Annotated in this window: 12 protein-coding genes; 1 reads left to right on the plus strand and 11 read right to left on the minus strand. The window is 50.0% G+C overall.

Annotated elements, in window-relative coordinates:
* Positions 1 to 9: 9 nt before the first annotated feature.
* From HV127_RS06905 to glmU, 9 genes are all read right to left on the minus strand, one after another.
* The gene (locus HV127_RS06905) at positions 10 to 1,656 is read right to left on the minus strand and encodes a carbohydrate porin (RefSeq protein ID WP_182235425.1); all 1,647 of its coding nucleotides are present in this window, start codon (positions 1,654 to 1,656) and stop codon (positions 10 to 12) included.
* Positions 1,657 to 1,827: 171 nt separating this feature from the next.
* Positions 1,828 to 3,705 (minus strand): PTS beta-glucoside transporter subunit IIABC, encoded by a 1,878-nt coding sequence (gene bglF, locus HV127_RS06910; protein WP_182235426.1) that lies wholly within the window; start codon positions 3,703 to 3,705, stop codon positions 1,828 to 1,830.
* 409 nt (positions 3,706 to 4,114) lie between these two features.
* Entirely contained in the window at positions 4,115 to 4,840 is a 726-nt protein-coding gene (gene phoU, locus HV127_RS06915) for a phosphate signaling complex protein PhoU (protein ID WP_110276025.1), read from the minus strand.
* Between the two features lie 49 nt (positions 4,841 to 4,889).
* A complete protein-coding gene (gene pstB / locus HV127_RS06920) occupies positions 4,890 to 5,663 on the minus strand; it encodes a phosphate ABC transporter ATP-binding protein PstB (protein WP_110276026.1) in 774 nt (257 codons plus the stop codon).
* 47 nt (positions 5,664 to 5,710) lie between these two features.
* Positions 5,711 to 6,601 (minus strand): phosphate ABC transporter permease PstA, encoded by an 891-nt coding sequence (gene pstA, locus HV127_RS06925; RefSeq protein ID WP_110276027.1) that lies wholly within the window; start codon positions 6,599 to 6,601, stop codon positions 5,711 to 5,713.
* Positions 6,601 to 7,560, minus strand: a complete 960-nt coding sequence (gene pstC / locus HV127_RS06930) for a phosphate ABC transporter permease PstC (protein WP_110276028.1) — start codon at positions 7,558 to 7,560, stop codon at positions 6,601 to 6,603. The genes pstA and pstC overlap by 1 nt, the downstream gene beginning before the upstream one ends.
* Before the next feature lie 125 nt (positions 7,561 to 7,685).
* A complete protein-coding gene (gene pstS / locus HV127_RS06935) occupies positions 7,686 to 8,726 on the minus strand; it encodes a phosphate ABC transporter substrate-binding protein PstS (RefSeq protein ID WP_182235427.1) in 1,041 nt (346 codons plus the stop codon).
* A gap of 340 nt (positions 8,727 to 9,066) precedes the next feature.
* Positions 9,067 to 10,896, minus strand: coding sequence for a glutamine--fructose-6-phosphate transaminase (isomerizing) (gene glmS, locus HV127_RS06940; RefSeq protein ID WP_182235428.1), 1,830 nt, complete (start codon positions 10,894 to 10,896; stop codon positions 9,067 to 9,069).
* Between the two features lie 182 nt (positions 10,897 to 11,078).
* A complete protein-coding gene (glmU, locus tag HV127_RS06945) occupies positions 11,079 to 12,449 on the minus strand; it encodes a bifunctional UDP-N-acetylglucosamine diphosphorylase/glucosamine-1-phosphate N-acetyltransferase GlmU (RefSeq protein ID WP_182235429.1) in 1,371 nt (456 codons plus the stop codon).
* 345 nt (positions 12,450 to 12,794) lie between these two features.
* Between glmU and HV127_RS06950 the strand changes: the two genes are divergently transcribed.
* A complete protein-coding gene (locus HV127_RS06950; protein ID WP_182235430.1) occupies positions 12,795 to 14,966 on the plus strand; it encodes a right-handed parallel beta-helix repeat-containing protein in 2,172 nt (723 codons plus the stop codon).
* A 409-nt stretch (positions 14,967 to 15,375) separates the two neighbouring features.
* On the opposite strand, the gene HV127_RS06955 is transcribed toward HV127_RS06950, so the two are convergent.
* Together HV127_RS06955 and atpD are read right to left on the minus strand one after the other, a co-directional pair.
* Positions 15,376 to 15,795, minus strand: a complete 420-nt coding sequence (locus tag HV127_RS06955; RefSeq protein ID WP_110276033.1) for a F0F1 ATP synthase subunit epsilon — start codon at positions 15,793 to 15,795, stop codon at positions 15,376 to 15,378.
* Positions 15,796 to 15,815: 20 nt separating this feature from the next.
* Positions 15,816 to 17,198, minus strand: coding sequence for a F0F1 ATP synthase subunit beta (gene atpD, locus HV127_RS06960; RefSeq protein WP_181484301.1), 1,383 nt, complete (start codon positions 17,196 to 17,198; stop codon positions 15,816 to 15,818).
* Positions 17,199 to 17,219 lie beyond the last annotated feature (21 nt).

Genomic DNA, 17,219 nt, shown 5'->3' on the forward strand with positions numbered 1-17,219 from the left:
TTGCCAGCTTTACCACCAGATTTCAGCCTGGGCGCCAACGGCAAATCGATCGTTTTTACCATCTTCAAAAATGCTGCTGGTATTGCTGTTCGCTGCCTTGTCCAGGTCGATGTCCTTCGCTTTAATATAAGTCGCATAGAAACGGATTTCCGGGCGGGAGGTCAGCATACTGGTATTCACTTTGAAGGTATGGAACAGCGTGGTCTTATAGCCAGACTCGTTGTATTTCTTGCCGGTGATGTCTTTGTTCTGCTGCTTGAAGTACCCCAGCTCAACGCCAGTCTGGTTGTATTTATCCCAAATATAGGCAGGGCGGACAACGGCGCGAATGGATTCAAAGTCTGAATGCGCGCCCGTTTCGTAGCTATAAACGTCATTACCAAAGGAGTAAACAATCGCGTTGGCCAGAATCACGTCATCACGCAGGTAGGTTTCACCCTGCGAGGTTAAACGGACGGCGGTACCGTTGGTATGATCGCCATAGTATCTGCCGTTAAAGGTTGTGTACGGACTGGATCCCGCATAGCGTGAGAAGCTGCTGGCAATCGAGTTATTTGCCAACAGGAATGAAAATTCGTTAAACCCGCCGTTATCAAATTTCTGCGTTAACGACGTTCCTGCCATCCAGGTATCTTTCCACTCATAATATCCATTATTTCCTTCATTATATTTCTCTGATGAGCTTTGGTTAGCCGCCACATAGCGCCCGGTAACCATCAGAGAAGCTTTATCCCAGAGAGGAATCTCTTTATAACGAATATCAATGGTATTGGTATTAATTTGCTGGCTTTTGGTCAACGATCGGTTGTAATCATCAACGTCTTCGCGTACCAGTGCGATATCAAATTTACCCGCGCCCACCTGCCAGTTCTCAAGACCAATACCGGCCGCCGCATCCGTTCTCTGGGTTTTCCAGTCCAGCATCTGGATTTCAATTTTCGGCGCACCATGTCTGCCCACCCAGAAATCGGCTTCTGGCGCGAACGGCAGGAATCCTTTGGTATTGACGTACATATCAGCAAACTGCAGATAGTTTTCATTACCGGCATTGTCACCAAACCAACCTGTGGAATATTGTTGGCCGACATTGCCATCAAGCATAACAATTGCATCGACGCGTTTGTTATCTTCCTGGTAGACCCGCTGTTTGAGCTGCAAATCAAACCAGCCGGAATATTCATTACCAAAGCGGCCAAGCGAACCGATTGCCCAGGACTTTGGCGATCCATGAGATGCGGTTCCCCAGCCAGAACGGTAGTAACCGTTGTAGCTAAAGCCGATTTCATCCTTCACAAACTTACTGAAATCTTTCATCGTCATGGAGCTATAAATAGATTCTCCATTAGCCGCAGCTTGATCATTTCTTACCAGTACGGCAGCCGGTTTTTGCGCACTGCCCGCAGGTGCCGGATCGCTCACCACCTGTTGAGCAGCACTTCCTTTATTACCGTCAGGCTGAGTATTTGAGACCCATATCTGATTCCTGGTCTTTTCTTCGTCTTTGTATTTTTTAAGCTCTTTCTGCGTATCCTTAAGCGCCTGTTCAAGAAGTTCAAGACGTTGCTCAACCGTCAGCGATTCCGCCATGGCATTAGCGGTATAAGCAAGCGGGGCCATAAGAATCATTGCAGATGTAATCAGATTTCTTTTAAACATAATATCCCTTTATCTAAGTATTGGCATAAAACGGAATACCGTTAACAAATAAATGCGTCAGATAACACCCCGGCTCTGACGCTATATAAAAACGCTATCATTCAAACACAAAGATTAAAGATGCCTCCTTTAAACTCATGGTTACAGGAAAGAAAAACCTGTCATTTATACTTATTTAATGATCGACAGAAGCTCACTCCCGGAAAGAACCTGCTCCCTCCCTAAAACCAGAACATCCATATAATCATCACTATTGGTTATTAGTATTGGCGTCACGAGATTAAAACCGGCAGAAGATATCGCAGGGAGGTCAAAAGATAATAAGAGATCGCCCGCAGAAATTTTATCACCGACATCAATATGAGAAGTAAAATGCTGTCCTTTCAATTTAACGGTATCAAGGCCAACATGAATAAGGATCTCCGCGCCATCATTAGACTTAATACCAATGGCATGTAATGACTCAAATAAAGAGATAACCTCGCCTGAAACGGGCGAATAAACCGTACCACTATTAGGTAGAATCGCGATGCCTTTACCTAATAAACCGCTAGCGAAAGTGTTATCAGGTACCAGTTCGAGAGGAACGATAGTTCCGTTCATGGGAGAGGCAATCGTTTCAAATTTCTGCAACGGTTGATTGTTCAGTTCAACGGTGGATTCTTCTGGTTGCGGTTGACTATTTTTCTTACCAAAAATGCCGAACAACAGAGTACCAAGGAAAGCTAATCCCATTGCCAGGAAGCTACCGATAATGCAGGCCCAAACCGTGTAATCAACCCCCGTCGGTGGAATGGTTTGCATAAAGGTAAAAATGCTCGGAACACCAAAAGAGTAAACTTTCGTCTGCGCGAAACCCACTATTGCAGCACCAATACCGCCGCTCACGCAGGCCACAATAAACGGATAACGACGCGGTAAGTTAACACCATAAACAGCAGGTTCAGTGATACCAAAAAGTCCGGTTAACGAAGCTGACCCCGCCACCACTTTTTTCTGTGCATCGCGTTCGCTGATAAAAATAGCCAAGGCGGCGCCCACCTGCGCCAGAATGGCTGGCGTCATTAGCGGCAACATCGTGTCATAACCGAGCACGGTAAAGTTATTGATACATAACGGCACCAACCCCCAATGCAGACCAAACATTACGAACACCTGCCACAATCCGCCCATCACTGCACCAGCTAACCAGGGCGCTGTTTGATAGAGAAACTGATAGGCCAGCGCCAGCATTTCACTCAGCCACGTAGACACAGGTCCAATAGCTAAAAAGGTGAGCGGCGTAATAACGACCAGGCAAATCAGAGGAGAAAAGAAATTTTTGATAGCTGAAGGCAGCCAGCGGTTCAATCTTTTCTCCAACAGGCTACAGAGCCAGGCAGAAAAAATAATTGGGATCACGGAAGAGGTATAATTGATAAAGGTAATCGGCATCCCCAGAAAATGCAGGATCGGGTTATCCGGATTTTGCGCTTTTTCAAATGCCTGCAAAATCAATGGGTGAGTTAGCGCCCCACCAATCACCATCGTAGTAAACGGGTTACAACCAAATCGTTGCCCCGCCGTGTAGCCCAGAATAATGGGGAAGAAATAAAACAGGGAATCACTGACGCTGAACATCAGTAAATAAGTACCGCTCTGCTCGGTTGTCCATCCGCAAACGAGTGATAGTGCCAGAACACCTTTTAAAATACCGGTAGCTGCCATCAACCCTATAAAAGGCGTAAATATCCCGGAGATGATATAGATAAGCTTATTGAATATATTATCCTTATCCTCTTCTTTTTTTACACTATCAGCGTTGTTTATTACCCCAATCAACCCATTAATAGTATTGCACATATCAGCAACGTGATTGCCAATAACAACCTGAAACTGGCCGCCGCTTTCGACAACCATAATAATGCCGGCAGTATTTTTAAGTCTCTCAGCTTGAGCTTTACTCCGATCGTGAAGCTTAAAGCGTAAACGTGTCGCACAGTGCATCAGACTAATGATGTTCTCTCGCCCGCCGACGCCAGCGATTATTTTTTCGGCTAATGCCTTCATGGTTTACCCTCAAACATCCTTGCTTAGAATCAAAAAAAAACCTGAAGCAAATCACCTGTCTAAAACAGAGGTAATTTGCTTCAGGTTTTGCCCGCATGGCGGTAACAACCCCAGTATCTTGCTGATAGTGGATTATTTGGCAAAAAAAAACCTGACATCACCATGTGAATGGCGACATCAGGTTTTGCCTGCTTACGCAGTAACAATCCAGAGTTTTTAATTCGAGCCTTGTAATGACAAGTTACCCGATTAGTGGTCCGTATTGTTGCGCTATAAAAATCAGATCACAATTAATGAAATTATTATTTGTGACGAAAATCTCACCAATCTCACTTAATTAAAACAAGACAATCACAAATCATAACCAACCCTGATAATTCCATTTATCAGGATTGACTCTAATGATTTATCACTCTTTGGGGTCTTTTCCCGCCAGCAGTTTATCCAGCTCGTCGCCGCCAACATGACGGAAATCCTGACCTTTAACGAAGTAGAAAATATACTCACAGATGTTCTGGCAACGGTCGCCGATACGCTCAATCGAACGAGCACAGAACAACGCGGTCAACACGCTTGGAATAGTACGCGGGTCTTCCATCATATAGGTCATTAGCTGACGCACAATGCCTTCATATTCCTGGTCGACTTTCTTGTCTTCACGGTAGATACGCACTGCTTCGTCCAGGTCCATACGCGCGAAGGCGTCCAGCACATCATGCAGCATCTGCACGGTATGCCGCCCCAGCGATTCCAGGCTCACCAGCAGCGGCTGGTGCTGATGAGAGAATTTCTCCAGCGCAGTGCTACAGATTTTATCCGCCACGTCGCCGATACGCTCCAGCTCTGCGATGGTTTTGATGATCGCCATCACCAAGCGCAGGTCACTGGCGGTCGGCTGACGTTTGGCAATGATGCGCACGCAGGCTTCATCGATCGCCACTTCCATCATATTGACCTGTTTATCGCCGTCGATAACGCGCTTCGCCAGTTCGCTATCCTGGTTGTGCATCGCGGTGATCGCATCAGAAAGCTGCTGCTCCACCAGCCCACCCATGGTCATGACCTGAGTGCGGATGTACTCCAGTTCAGCATTGAACTGGCCGGAAATATGTTTGTTAAGATTTAGGTTGTCCATAGTATCTCCTGATTGCCCAATGGGTTAGAGCCTGAAAGCAGAAGGGCAATCAACCGTAGCGGCCAGTAATATAATCTTCAGTTTGCTTCTTAGCGGGCTTGGTAAACAGGTCGTCCGTGTTGCTGAATTCAATCAGCTCGCCAAGATACATAAATGCCGTATGGTCGGAGCAACGCGCAGCCTGCTGCATGTTGTGGGTCACGATAACGACGGTGTAATCCTGTTTCAGTTCGGTGATCAGCTCTTCAATACGCCCGGTAGAGATCGGGTCCAGCGCTGAGCAAGGCTCATCCAGCAGCAGGACTTCCGGACGAATCGCGATACCGCGCGCAATGCACAGACGCTGCTGCTGACCACCGGAGAGAGAGTATCCGCTCTGATGCAGTTTATCTTTGGTTTCATTCCACAATGCGGCTTTGGTCAAAGCCCACTGGACGCGCTCGTCCATATCCGCACGGGAAAGTTTCTCAAACAGACGCACGCCAAAAGCGATGTTGTCATAGATAGACATCGGGAACGGCGTCGGCTTCTGGAATACCATGCCCACTTTCGCACGCAGCAGAGCGATATCCTGGGTGTTGGTCAGAATATTATCGCCATCCAGCAGAATTTCGCCTTCCGCGCGCTGCTCCGGGTACAGTTCAAACATCTTGTTGAACGTACGCAACAGCGTGGATTTACCGCAGCCTGACGGACCGATAAACGCCGTAACCTGGTTTTTGGTGATATCCAGGTTGATGTTTTTCAGGGCATGGAATTTTCCGTAGTAGAAGTTCAGGTTACGAACTGAAAGCTTACCCGGGGTTGCATTCACCATACTCATCTCGTTCTCTTCCTCATTCGACGCCGCATTTCGCCGCGCCGTAAAAATTAACCGTGTTTATTCTTCGCGAAAATAACGCGCGCCAGAATGTTCAGCAGCAATACGCACAGGGTGATAATCAATACCCCGGCCCATGCCAGTTGCTGCCACTCCGCAAACGGACTCATGGCAAATTTGAAAATGGTCACCGGCAGGTTAGCAATCGGCTGCATCATATCGGTGCTCCAGAACTGGTTGGAGAGCGCGGTAAACAGCAGCGGTGCCGTTTCCCCGGCGATACGGGCGATAGCCAGCAGGATGCCGGTCATGATGCCGGATACCGATGCTTTCAGGGTGATAGCAGAAATCATGCGCCACTTCGGTGTTCCCAGCGCATAAGCCGCTTCTCGCAGGCTGTCTGGCACCAGTTTCAGCATGTTTTCCGTGGTACGAATAACGATAGGCACCTGCAGCAGAGCCAGCGCAATCACGCCTGCCCAGCCGGAGAAGTGCTGCATTTGCGCCACCACAATGGTGTAGACAAACAGGCCGACAACAATCGAAGGTGCAGAAAGCAGGATATCGTTAATAAAACGGATAACTTCGGCCAGCCAGGATTTACGGCCATATTCCGCCAGATAAATCCCCGCCATAATGCCCAGAGGTGTGCCGATAACCGTCGACCACAGGATCAACAGGCCGCTGCCCGCCAGGGCGTTTGCCAGACCACCACCCGCCGTATTTGGTGGCGGCGTCATTTCGGTAAACAGCGCCAGGCTCATGCCATCAATACCGCGGGTTACGGTCGACATCAGGATCCAGACAAGCCAGAACAGACCAAACGCCATGGTCGCCATCGATAGCGTCAGGGCGAGGCGGTTTTTCATGCGGCGTTTTGCCTGCATTTTACGGCGAGATTCCGCCAGTTCTGCAGTGGTTTGCAATTCGATCGTCGCCATTAGCGAGCCCCCTCATTCTTAGCCAGGCGCATAATCATGAACTTCGAGGCAGCCAGTACAATAAAGGTGATCACAAACAGAATCAGACCCAGCTCCATCAATGCTGCAACGTGCAGGCCGGTTTCCGCTTCGGCAAACTCATTCGCCAACGCAGAGGTGATACTGTTGCCCGGCATAAACAGCGAGGCGCTATCGAGCTGGTAGGTGTTGCCGATAATAAAGGTCACCGCCATGGTTTCCCCCAGCGCACGTCCCAACCCGAGCATTACCCCACCGATAACACCGTTTTTGGTAAAGGGCAGAACGATACGCCAGATAACTTCCCACGTCGTACAGCCGATACCGTAAGCGGACTCTTTCATCATCACCGGCGTCTGTTCGAAAACGTCACGCATAACGGCAGCGATATAAGGAATGATCATGATAGCCAGGATGACGCCTGCGGCGAGAATACCGATACCAAATGCCGGGCCAGCGAACAAAGCGCCAACGAAAGGAATGTTGGACAAGACGTTGCCAACGGGTTCCTGGAAGTAAGTCGCAAACAGTGGGGCAAAAATGAACAGGCCCCACATGCCGTAAACGATACTGGGAATTGCCGCCAGCAGCTCAATGGCGATGCCCAGAGGACGCTTCAGCCAGGCTGGCGACAGTTCCGTCAGGAACAGTGCGATACCAAAGCTCACCGGTACGGCGATCAGCAGCGCGATAAATGAGGTGACCAGCGTGCCGTAAATCGGCACCAGAGCACCGAAAATCTGGTTCGGCGCATCCCACTCTTTGGTCCATAAGAAGGCAAAGCCGAATTTTTCAATGCTTGGCCAGGAAGAGATAATGAGGGAGACGATGATGCCGCCCAGCATCAATAGCACAATCAGCGCCGCCAGTTTTACCAGCACGCTGAAAATTATGTCACCCTTTTTCCCCGGAGGGTTGAATGCCGGCTTGGTTGCAGCCATAAATTACTCTTCAGTTTCGGGCCAGAAAAAACCGTAGTTTACTGATCTTTCTGGCAAAGGTAATACCATACCCTAAATAATTCGAGCTGCAGCCAACGCACCTGCAGCTCAAAATATGACGGGTATTAGTACAGCGCTTTACCGCTGCTATCTTTCACGTTGGTCTTCCATGCTGCGCGAACCTGCTCAACCACGCTATCCGGCAGGGATGCGTAGTCCAGTGCGTTGGCTTCTTTACCGCCGTTTTTATACGCCCAGTCGAAGAACTTCAGCACTTCAGCGGTCTGCTCTGGCTTATTGGAAGCCTTGTGAACCAGGATGAAGGTTGTAGAGGTGATAGGCCATGCATTTTCACCTTTCTGGTTAGTCAAATCCTGTGCGAAGGATTTGCTCCAGTCGATACCTTTCGCTGCGTTAGCGAAGTTATCTTCTGTCGGGCTAACCGGCTTACCGTCTGCTGACAGCAGCTTGGTATAAGCCAGATTGTTCTGTTTAGCGTAGGCATATTCGACGTAGCCAATGGAACCCGGCAGACGCTGAACGAAAGCGGCGATGCCGTCGTTGCCTTTACCGCCCAGACCGGTCGGCCAGTTTACGGTAGAACCTGCGCCAATTTTAGATTTCCACTCTTCGTTCACTTTCGCCAAGTAGCTGGTGAAGACGAAGGAAGTACCGGAACCATCAGCACGACGCACAACGGCGATGTTCTGAGAAGGCAGTTTCAAACCAGGGTTCAGTTTGGTGATGGCTTCATCATCCCACTTTTTGATTTTACCCAGGTAGATGTCACCCAACGTTTTACCGTCAAGCACCAGTTCGCCAGATTTGAGACCCGGGATGTTCACCGCCAGCACCACGCCGCCGATAACGGTCGGGAACTGGAACAGGCCTTCCTGAGCCAGTTTGTCGTCAGCCAGAGGAGCATCAGAAGCACCGAAATCTACGGTGTTGGCAGTGATTTGTTTTACGCCGCCAGAGGAGCCGATACCCTGGTAGTTAACTTTGTTACCAGTTTCTTTCTGATAGGTATCTGCCCATTTGGCATACACCGGCGCGGGGAAAGTTGCACCTGCGCCAGTCAGGCTTGCTGCTGCAAAAACAGAGAAAGCGCTCATCGATAAGGTCGCGGCGACAACTGTTGCGACGGTGGTACGCATAACTTTCATAATGTCTCCTGCTGGATTCGTAAATCATTGTTTCGAAGCTATGGTGAGCAAAATAGGACAAACAGGTGACAGTAAAATGTACGAATTATTACAGTTTTATGACACACAAAAAGGTAGGTTTTTACGGAAAATAAAAATAATATAAATCATAATGTTATTTTAAATAATGACGAATAGTTTACCGATAAATTTTATTTTTATGACAGCAAAAGTCAGTATCAAAGATGACAATCTGTCATAAAACAGGTGCGATACATTCTTTAGCCAGCAGTTCAAAAAACGATCTCCAGAGAAGAAAAAGGGCCGCCAGACGGCAGCCCTGTTGATGATGTAGAAATCGTTATTCCACAGTAACCGATTTAGCCAGGTTACGCGGCTGATCAACGTCAGTCCCTTTGATCAGCGCAACGTGATACGCCAGCAGCTGCAGCGGTACGGTGTAGAAGATTGGCGCAATCACCTCTTCGACATGCGGCATCTCGATGATGTGCATATTGTCGCTACTGTTAAAACCCGCATCGCCGTCTGCGAAGACATATAGCTGGCCGCCTCGGGCACGAACCTCTTCAATATTGGATTTTAGCTTCTCCAGCAGCTCATTGTTCGGTGCCACCACCACTACCGGCATTTCAGCATCAATCAACGCCAGCGGACCGTGCTTCAGCTCTCCAGCGGCGTAGGCTTCAGCGTGAATGTAGGAGATCTCTTTCAGCTTCAGCGCCCCTTCCAGGGCAATCGGATACTGATCGCCACGACCAAGGAACAACGCGTGATGCTTGTCAGAGAAATTTTCAGCCAACGCTTCAATGCGTTTATCCTGCGAGAGCACCTGCTCAATGCGGCTCGGCAGAGTCTGTAAGCCATGAACGATATCGTGTTCGATAGCGGCATCCTGACCTTTCAGGCGAGCCAGTTTCGCCACCAGCATCAGCAGAACGGTCAATTGCGTAGTAAACGCTTTAGTCGAGGCAACGCCGATTTCCGTTCCGGCATTGGTCATCATCGCCAGATCGGATTCGCGCACCAGAGATGAGCCCGGAACGTTACAAATCGCCAGAGACCCTAGATAACCCAGCTCTTTCGACAGGCGCAGGCCAGCCAGCGTATCCGCCGTCTCGCCGGATTGGGAGAGGGTGATCATCAGGCTATTACGACGTACGGCAGATTTGCGATAGCGGAACTCAGAGGCGATTTCGACGTCGCACGGAACCCCTGCCAGTGATTCAAACCAGTAGCGGGATACCATCCCTGAGTTATAGGAGGTTCCACAGGCGATAATCTGAATATGCTCAACCTGAGACAGCAGTTCGTTGGCCTGTGGACCCAGCTCGCTCAAATCAACCTCGCCGTGGCTGATACGCCCGGAAAGTGTGTTTTTGATAGCATTCGGCTGCTCGTAGATCTCTTTCTGCATGTAGTGGCGATAGATACCTTTATCACCAGCGTCATATTGCAGATTGGATTCAATATCCGGGCGCTGAACCTCCACACCAGATTTATCAAAGACAGTGACCGAGCGGCGGGTCACTTCCGCAATATCGCCCTCTTCAAGGAAGATAAAACGGCGGGTAACCGGCAGCAGCGCCAGCTGATCGGAGGCGATGAAGTTTTCACCCATGCCCAGGCCAATCACCAACGGGCTTCCTGAACGAGCGGCCAGCAGCGTACCCGGATCGCGGGTATCCATAATCACGGTGCCGTAAGCGCCACGCAGTTGAGGAATGGTACGCAGTACGGCATCGCGTAGGGTGCCGCCTTGCTCCAGCTCCCAATGCACCAGGTGCGCAATCACTTCAGTGTCCGTCTCGGAGGCAAAAACATAGCCCCGGGACTGTAGTAGCTCGCGCAGCGGTTCATGGTTTTCGATGATCCCGTTATGCACCACCACAATATGGTCAGAAACATGCGGATGCGCGTTACCCTCAGACGGTTCGCCATGAGTCGCCCAGCGGGTATGAGCAATCCCGGTACCGCCGTGTAAGGGACGTTCTTCTAACGCCTGAGCCAGCATCTGTACTTTACCGAGGCGGCGAACGCGGTTCATATGACCTTCGTTGTCAACGATCGCCAGACCGGCGGAGTCATAACCGCGGTATTCCAGACGACGTAAACCTTCAAGAAGGATTTCAGCAATATCACGCTGCGCGACTGCGCCAACAATTCCACACATAGTTTTTAATTCCGATTTTGGCTGTATGCCATGCGTTGTCGGTCAACCTGTTTGCCCGTATTTCGGGCGCCCCGAGCCTTGTAGAGAGTGGGGTTATTTTTATGGGTACTGCCGTGGGGGGAGGATTATATTATCCCCTCACCCCGCTCCTTCTCCCCAATAAGGGCGAAAGAGAAATAGCGTTACTTTTTCTTCACCGGACGCTGCCAGCCCTGCTTATGGACCTGCGGCACGCGGCTTAAAACGAGTTCGTTATCGGCAACGTTTCGCGTTACCGTTGTTCCTGCGGCAATAGTCACGCCCTTGCCTACGGTCACCGGAGCCACCAGCTGGCTATCAGAGCCAACGAACACGTCATCACCAATCACCGTTTTGTGCTTATTTGCGCCATCATAGTTACAGGTGATAGTGCCCGCGCCGATATTAACGTTATCGCCAATCTCAGCATCGCCAAGGTAGGACAGATGACCGGCCTTAGAGCCTTTACCCAGACGCGCCTTTTTAATTTCGACAAAGTTGCCGACGTGCGCGCCTTCCAGCAACTCTGCGCCCGGGCGCAGACGTGCGAACGGCCCGATAGTACAGGCAGCTTCCAGATGAGCATCTTCCACCACCGTATAGGGACTGATCTCGCAATCATCGCCAATGGTGCTGTTCTTGATAACGCAGCCGGTACCAATCTTCACGCGATCGCCCAGCACCACGTTACCCTCGAGAATAACGTTAGTATCAATTTCAACATCGCGCCCGTGTTTCAGCGTGCCGCGTAAATCAAAACGCGCCGGATCAAGCAGCATGACGCCCGCCAGCAGCATTTTTTCTGCCTGTTCAGACTGAAAAACGCGTTCAAGGCGGGATAATTGTAGACGGTTATTCACGCCTTCTACCTCGCTTAAACGCTGAGGGTGAACAGCCGCAATTTCATGGCCTTCTTCGTAGGCCATCGCAATAATATCGGTGATGTAGTATTCGCCCTGAACGTTATTGTTGGTCAGCTTCGCCAGCCAGCGTTTCAGGTCCGCGCCGTTGGCGACCAGGATCCCGGTATTAATTTCCTGTATCTGGCGCAGCTCTTCGCTGGCATCTTTGTGCTCAACAATCCCCGTCACCGCACCGTTATCACGCGTAATGCGGCCATAGCCTGTCGGATCGTCCAGCTTTACCGTCAGCAGACCGATACCGCCCTGCGGTTTTGCTTCTCGCAGGCGTTTTAATGTTTCAACGGAAATCAACGGCACATCGCCGTACAGCATCAGAATATCTTCATCGTCGCTGAAGAACGGCGCCGCCTGCTGCATGGCATGACCGGTACCAAGCTGTTCGGCCTGTAAGACCCAGTTAAGATTATCTTCATGCAGCGTCTGGCGGAGCAGATCGCCGCCGTGCCCATAAACCAGATGCACGGCTGATGCACCTAATTCTTTAGCTGCATCAATGACATGCTGCACCATTGGCTTTCCAGCCAGCGAATGCAACACTTTGGGAAGATCGGAATACATGCGGGTACCTTTGCCTGCGGCAAGAATAACCACGCTCATCGGACTGTTTGACATACGCATCCTGACTGCTGTTGGAACGAAAAGTAAAAGCCTTTCACGTTGAAATATCTACATATTTTTCATCATGAAACGAGTCGAAGATAAAACGTGCAGGCTCAACGCGATACACCATTTTAGGGCGCTATTTTTAACCAGCGCAAACCCGTTTAGTACAAAAAAATCATTTCAGCTAACGGTTATACCGGCTATCCCTCTGCTTTTACTGTTTTTTTGACACCTGAATAAAGAAGATTAACAAAATAAAACACGATTTTAATATTCATTAATTGTGACACAATAAATAGAAACAGCATTTCATTTTCCTGATAATGCCGCTTAATAATTACCCAGGAGAAAAGAATGAATAACAAAATACCTTTGGCATTAACCCTTTGCAGTTCGATGATCGCGCTACCGCTGCAGGCTAATGAAGCCCATCAGTGGCAGGCTATCGCCTTTGGACAATCCACAGATAGCAACTTTTCCTCTAACGTCCTGCCGGAAAAGATTGGCGTTAACGATGTCACCATCGCCGGTAAAAAGCTAACGCCGCAAGACACCACTGATCTTAGCCAGCCTATCACTATTGAAAGCCGTGGCGGCAAAATTGCCAACTCCCACGACGGGCTGACCTTCTTTTATACCGAACTCCCAACTAACCAGAATTTTATCCTGCAGGCAACGGTGACCGTCAATCAGTTTGGCCCGGAAAATGGCGCTCGTCCGGCCGCGCAGGAAGGCGCTGGTTTGCTGGTCCGCGATGTAATTGGCAATGCGCGTCAGCAGCCGCTGAAAGTCGGTTACGAAGAGTTCCCGGCGGCATCCAATATGGTGATGAACGCCATTATGACTCAGGATAAAAAAGACCACTCGCATATCAAGCTGCAGGCTATCAGCCGGGAAGGGATAACTCAGCCGTGGGGTAATGCGGGCGCATCAATAAAGCGCCAGAGCTATAAAGAGAAGATAAACCTGGAGCAAACCCCGACTTTCCAGCTCAAGCTGGAGCGTACCAACGACAGGTTTATTACCTCATGGGCAGCAACGGGCAGCAATGAATGGGTTAGCCAGCAGGTTCCTCACGCTGACCTGATTACGCAGCAGGATAAAGAGCATTACTACGTCGGTTTCTTCGCCTCACGTAACGCAAAAATCACCGTCAGCAATGCTTCACTCACTACTTCAGCAGCAAATACGGTCCCCTCAGCACCGTACGTCGCCAAAAGCTGGCCTCCTGTGATGCAAATTAGCTCAAGCGCAAAAAGCCAGAGCAAAGATTACATATTGCAGGCGCGCACTAATAGCGACGGGCGCATAACCGTTCGTCAGGATGAAGTGGTGATCGGGCAGGATAAAGAAGTAAAAGCCGGAGAGATGTTTACCCAGCCTGCAGTCCTGAAAGATAAAGACACTTTTGAAATCAGCTTTATCCCAGCCACCAACGCAAAACCGGTTAGCCAAACGCTGACAGTTGAGCACAGCGCCAGCGTGACAGGCAATACGCTCTATGCCGCACCAGATGGGCTACCGCAGGCTAAAGGGACAGCTGATTCACCGCTCGATTTATCCTCCGCCATTGAATTCGTCCCGGCAGGCGGAAAAATAGTATTAGCCGCTGGAGATTATCCGCAAACAGCAATTCCTCTGAGCGCAAGCGGCCTGAAAGGCAAAACCAAAACCCTGCAAGCCGACGGCAAAGCGATCATTCACGGATTGCTACTGGACGCCAGCTACTGGCATATCAACGGCATTGAAGTTACGGATAAAAGCCTGCGCGTGCAGGGTAGCCATAACCTGATTGAAAACGTTATCGCTTATCGCAACGATGATACCGGGATTCAAATTTCCTCTCCGGCAGATGTTGGACGCCCGCTGTGGGCCAGCTATAACCGGGTGGTGAATTCTGAATCCTTTAGTAATGAAGATCCGGGGAAAATTAACGCCGATGGTTTCGCGGTGAAAATGCGCGTAGGGGAGGGTAACCGGCTGGAAGGTTGCTACTCGCACGATAATATCGATGACGGATTCGATCTGTTTAACAAGATTGAGGACGGGGCGAATGGTGTTGTGGTGATCGAGAATTCAATTGCCCGCAATAATACCAGCAACGGCTTTAAGCTCGGTGGGGAAGGGCAGCCGGTCGCACATGAGGTGCGTAACAGCATCGCTATTGGCAATCACCTGGACGGTTTTACCGACAACTTCAACCCCGGTAAGCTGGTGGTGGTCAATAACGTTGCGGTAGACAATCAGCGATTTAACTATATCTTCCGCCCAAGCCCATACGGCGCACCGGAAACGCAAGGCGCGTTCAGCGATAATATATCCTTGCGCACTCAAGCAGGGAAATATGACGACGCCGTGGTCGGCAACATCGACGATAGCAACTACTTCATTCACGGCGATCGAAGCATCAACGCGCAGGGAAAGAGCATTAGTAGTAACGATTACCAAACGCTGGCGTTACCGGACCCTCTGCTGCGTAATGAGGATGGGAGTTTCAACACCGGTAACTTCCTCAGTCGAAATTAAGACCTGATAAAAACACAAAGGTCGCCCTCGGGCGACCCTCTAACTTTCTTTCCTGCTTCACACCGCATGTGTTGTCGTTTTAGTTAGCGGTACAGCGCAAATGCAGTTCGGATAGTTTGATTCTTAGTTGTTGAAAGTACCAAAGGTAACGTTCATAGCACTGAAGAAAGCGACGATTTTGTTGATCAGTTTCATGATAACTTCCTGGATAGCGATTATGTTTTGATGGATTATTTTGTGATTCACATCACAAAAACAAGTCTACACTTCATTTTTTGATCGATCAATAAAAATGAGACACTCATCACAAAAATATTGAACTCGCTTTTTAGTTTTACTATTTCTGAAACGAAACCATAAAAAAAGCCAGCCTGGAAACCAGACTGGCTTTTTAACTTTCAAGCCGGTGTTACATCGCTTTTTTGGTCAACTCGATAACGCGAAGCTGAGCGATCGCTTTGGCCAGTTCTGCGGACGCCTGAGCGTAATCCACGTCGCCGTGAGAGCTTTTGATATGCTCTTCAGCCTTACGTTTCGCTTCCAGAGCTCGCGCTTCGTCGAGATCCTGGCCACGAATTGCCGTATCAGCCAGAACGGTCGTGCTACCAGGCTGCACTTCAAGAATGCCGCCTGACAGGTAGATAAACTCTTCATGACCGTGCTGCTTAACGATGCGAATCATACCAGGCTTAATGGCGGTGAGCAGCGGTGCGTGACCCGGGTAAATACCCAGCTCACCTTCACTACCCGTTACCTGGATTTTCTCGACCAGACCAGAGAACATTTGCTTCTCTGCGCTGACGACGTCCAGGTGGTAAGTCATTGCCATATCACCCTCCGATTAAGGCGTTAAAGTTTTTTGGCTTTTTCCACGGCTTCGTCGATGGAACCGACCATGTAGAACGCCTGCTCTGGCAGGTGATCGTATTCGCCGTCCATGATGCCTTTAAAGCCACGGATGGTGTCTTTCAGGGAGACGTATTTGCCCGGAGAACCGGTAAATACTTCCGCCACGAAGAACGGCTGGGACAGGAAGCGCTGGATCTTACGAGCGCGTGCTACCACCAGTTTGTCTTCTTCAGACAGTTCATCCATACCCAGGATGGCGATGATGTCTTTCAGTTCCTGATAACGCTGCAGGATAGACTGAACGCCACGCGCGGTGTCGTAGTGTTCCTGACCAACAACCAGCGGATCCAACTGACGGCTGGTTGAGTCCAGCGGGTCAACGGCCGGGTAGATACCCAGGGATGCGATCTGACGGCTCAGTACCACGGTTGCATCTAAGTGAGCAAAGGTGGTTGCTGGGGATGGGTCAGTCAAGTCATCCGCAGGTACGTATACCGCCTGTACGGAGGTGATAGAACCGGTTTTGGTGGAGGTGATACGTTCCTGCAGAACGCCCATCTCTTCCGCCAGAGTCGGCTGGTAACCTACCGCTGAAGGCATACGACCCAGCAGTGCTGATACTTCAGTACCGGCCAGAGTGTAACGATAGATGTTATCGACGAACAGCAGTACGTCGCGACCTTCGTCACGGAACTTCTCAGCCATGGTCAGACCGGTCAGAGCAACGCGCAGACGGTTTCCCGGCGGCTCGTTCATCTGGCCATACACCAGGGATACTTTATCGATAACGTTGGAGTCGGTCATTTCGTGGTAGAAGTCGTTACCCTCACGAGTACGTTCACCTACGCCCGCAAACACGGAGTAACCGGAGTGCTCAATCGCGATGTTACGAATAAGCTCCATCATGTTTACGGTTTTACCTACACCCGCACCACCGAACAGACCAACTTTACCGCCCTTCGCAAACGGACACATCAGGTCGATAACTTTGATGCCGGTTTCCAGCAGTTCCTGAGAGTTTGACAACTCTTCATAGGACGGTGCTGCACGGTGGATAGCCCAACGCTCTTCTTCACCGATATCGCCTTTCATGTCAACTGGCTGACCCAGTACGTTCATGATACGACCCAGTGTTGCTTTACCTACCGGGACTTCGATCGGGTGCTCAAGGTCTTTAACATCCAGACCACGACGCAGGCCGTCGGAAGAACCCATAGCGATGGTACGTACAATACCGCCGCCGAGCTGCTGCTGAACTTCCAGCACCAGTTGCTCATTACCATTTTGTACCTCAAGAGCCTCGTACACGCGCGGTACGGCATCCTGAGGGAATTCGACGTCGACCACGGCGCCGATTACCTGGACAATTTTTCCAGTAGCCATCTTGAATCCTCTACGAATTAA

It is taken from the genome of Klebsiella sp. RHBSTW-00215 (assembly GCF_014103785.1).
Taxonomy (GTDB): Bacteria; Pseudomonadota; Gammaproteobacteria; order Enterobacterales; family Enterobacteriaceae; genus Klebsiella.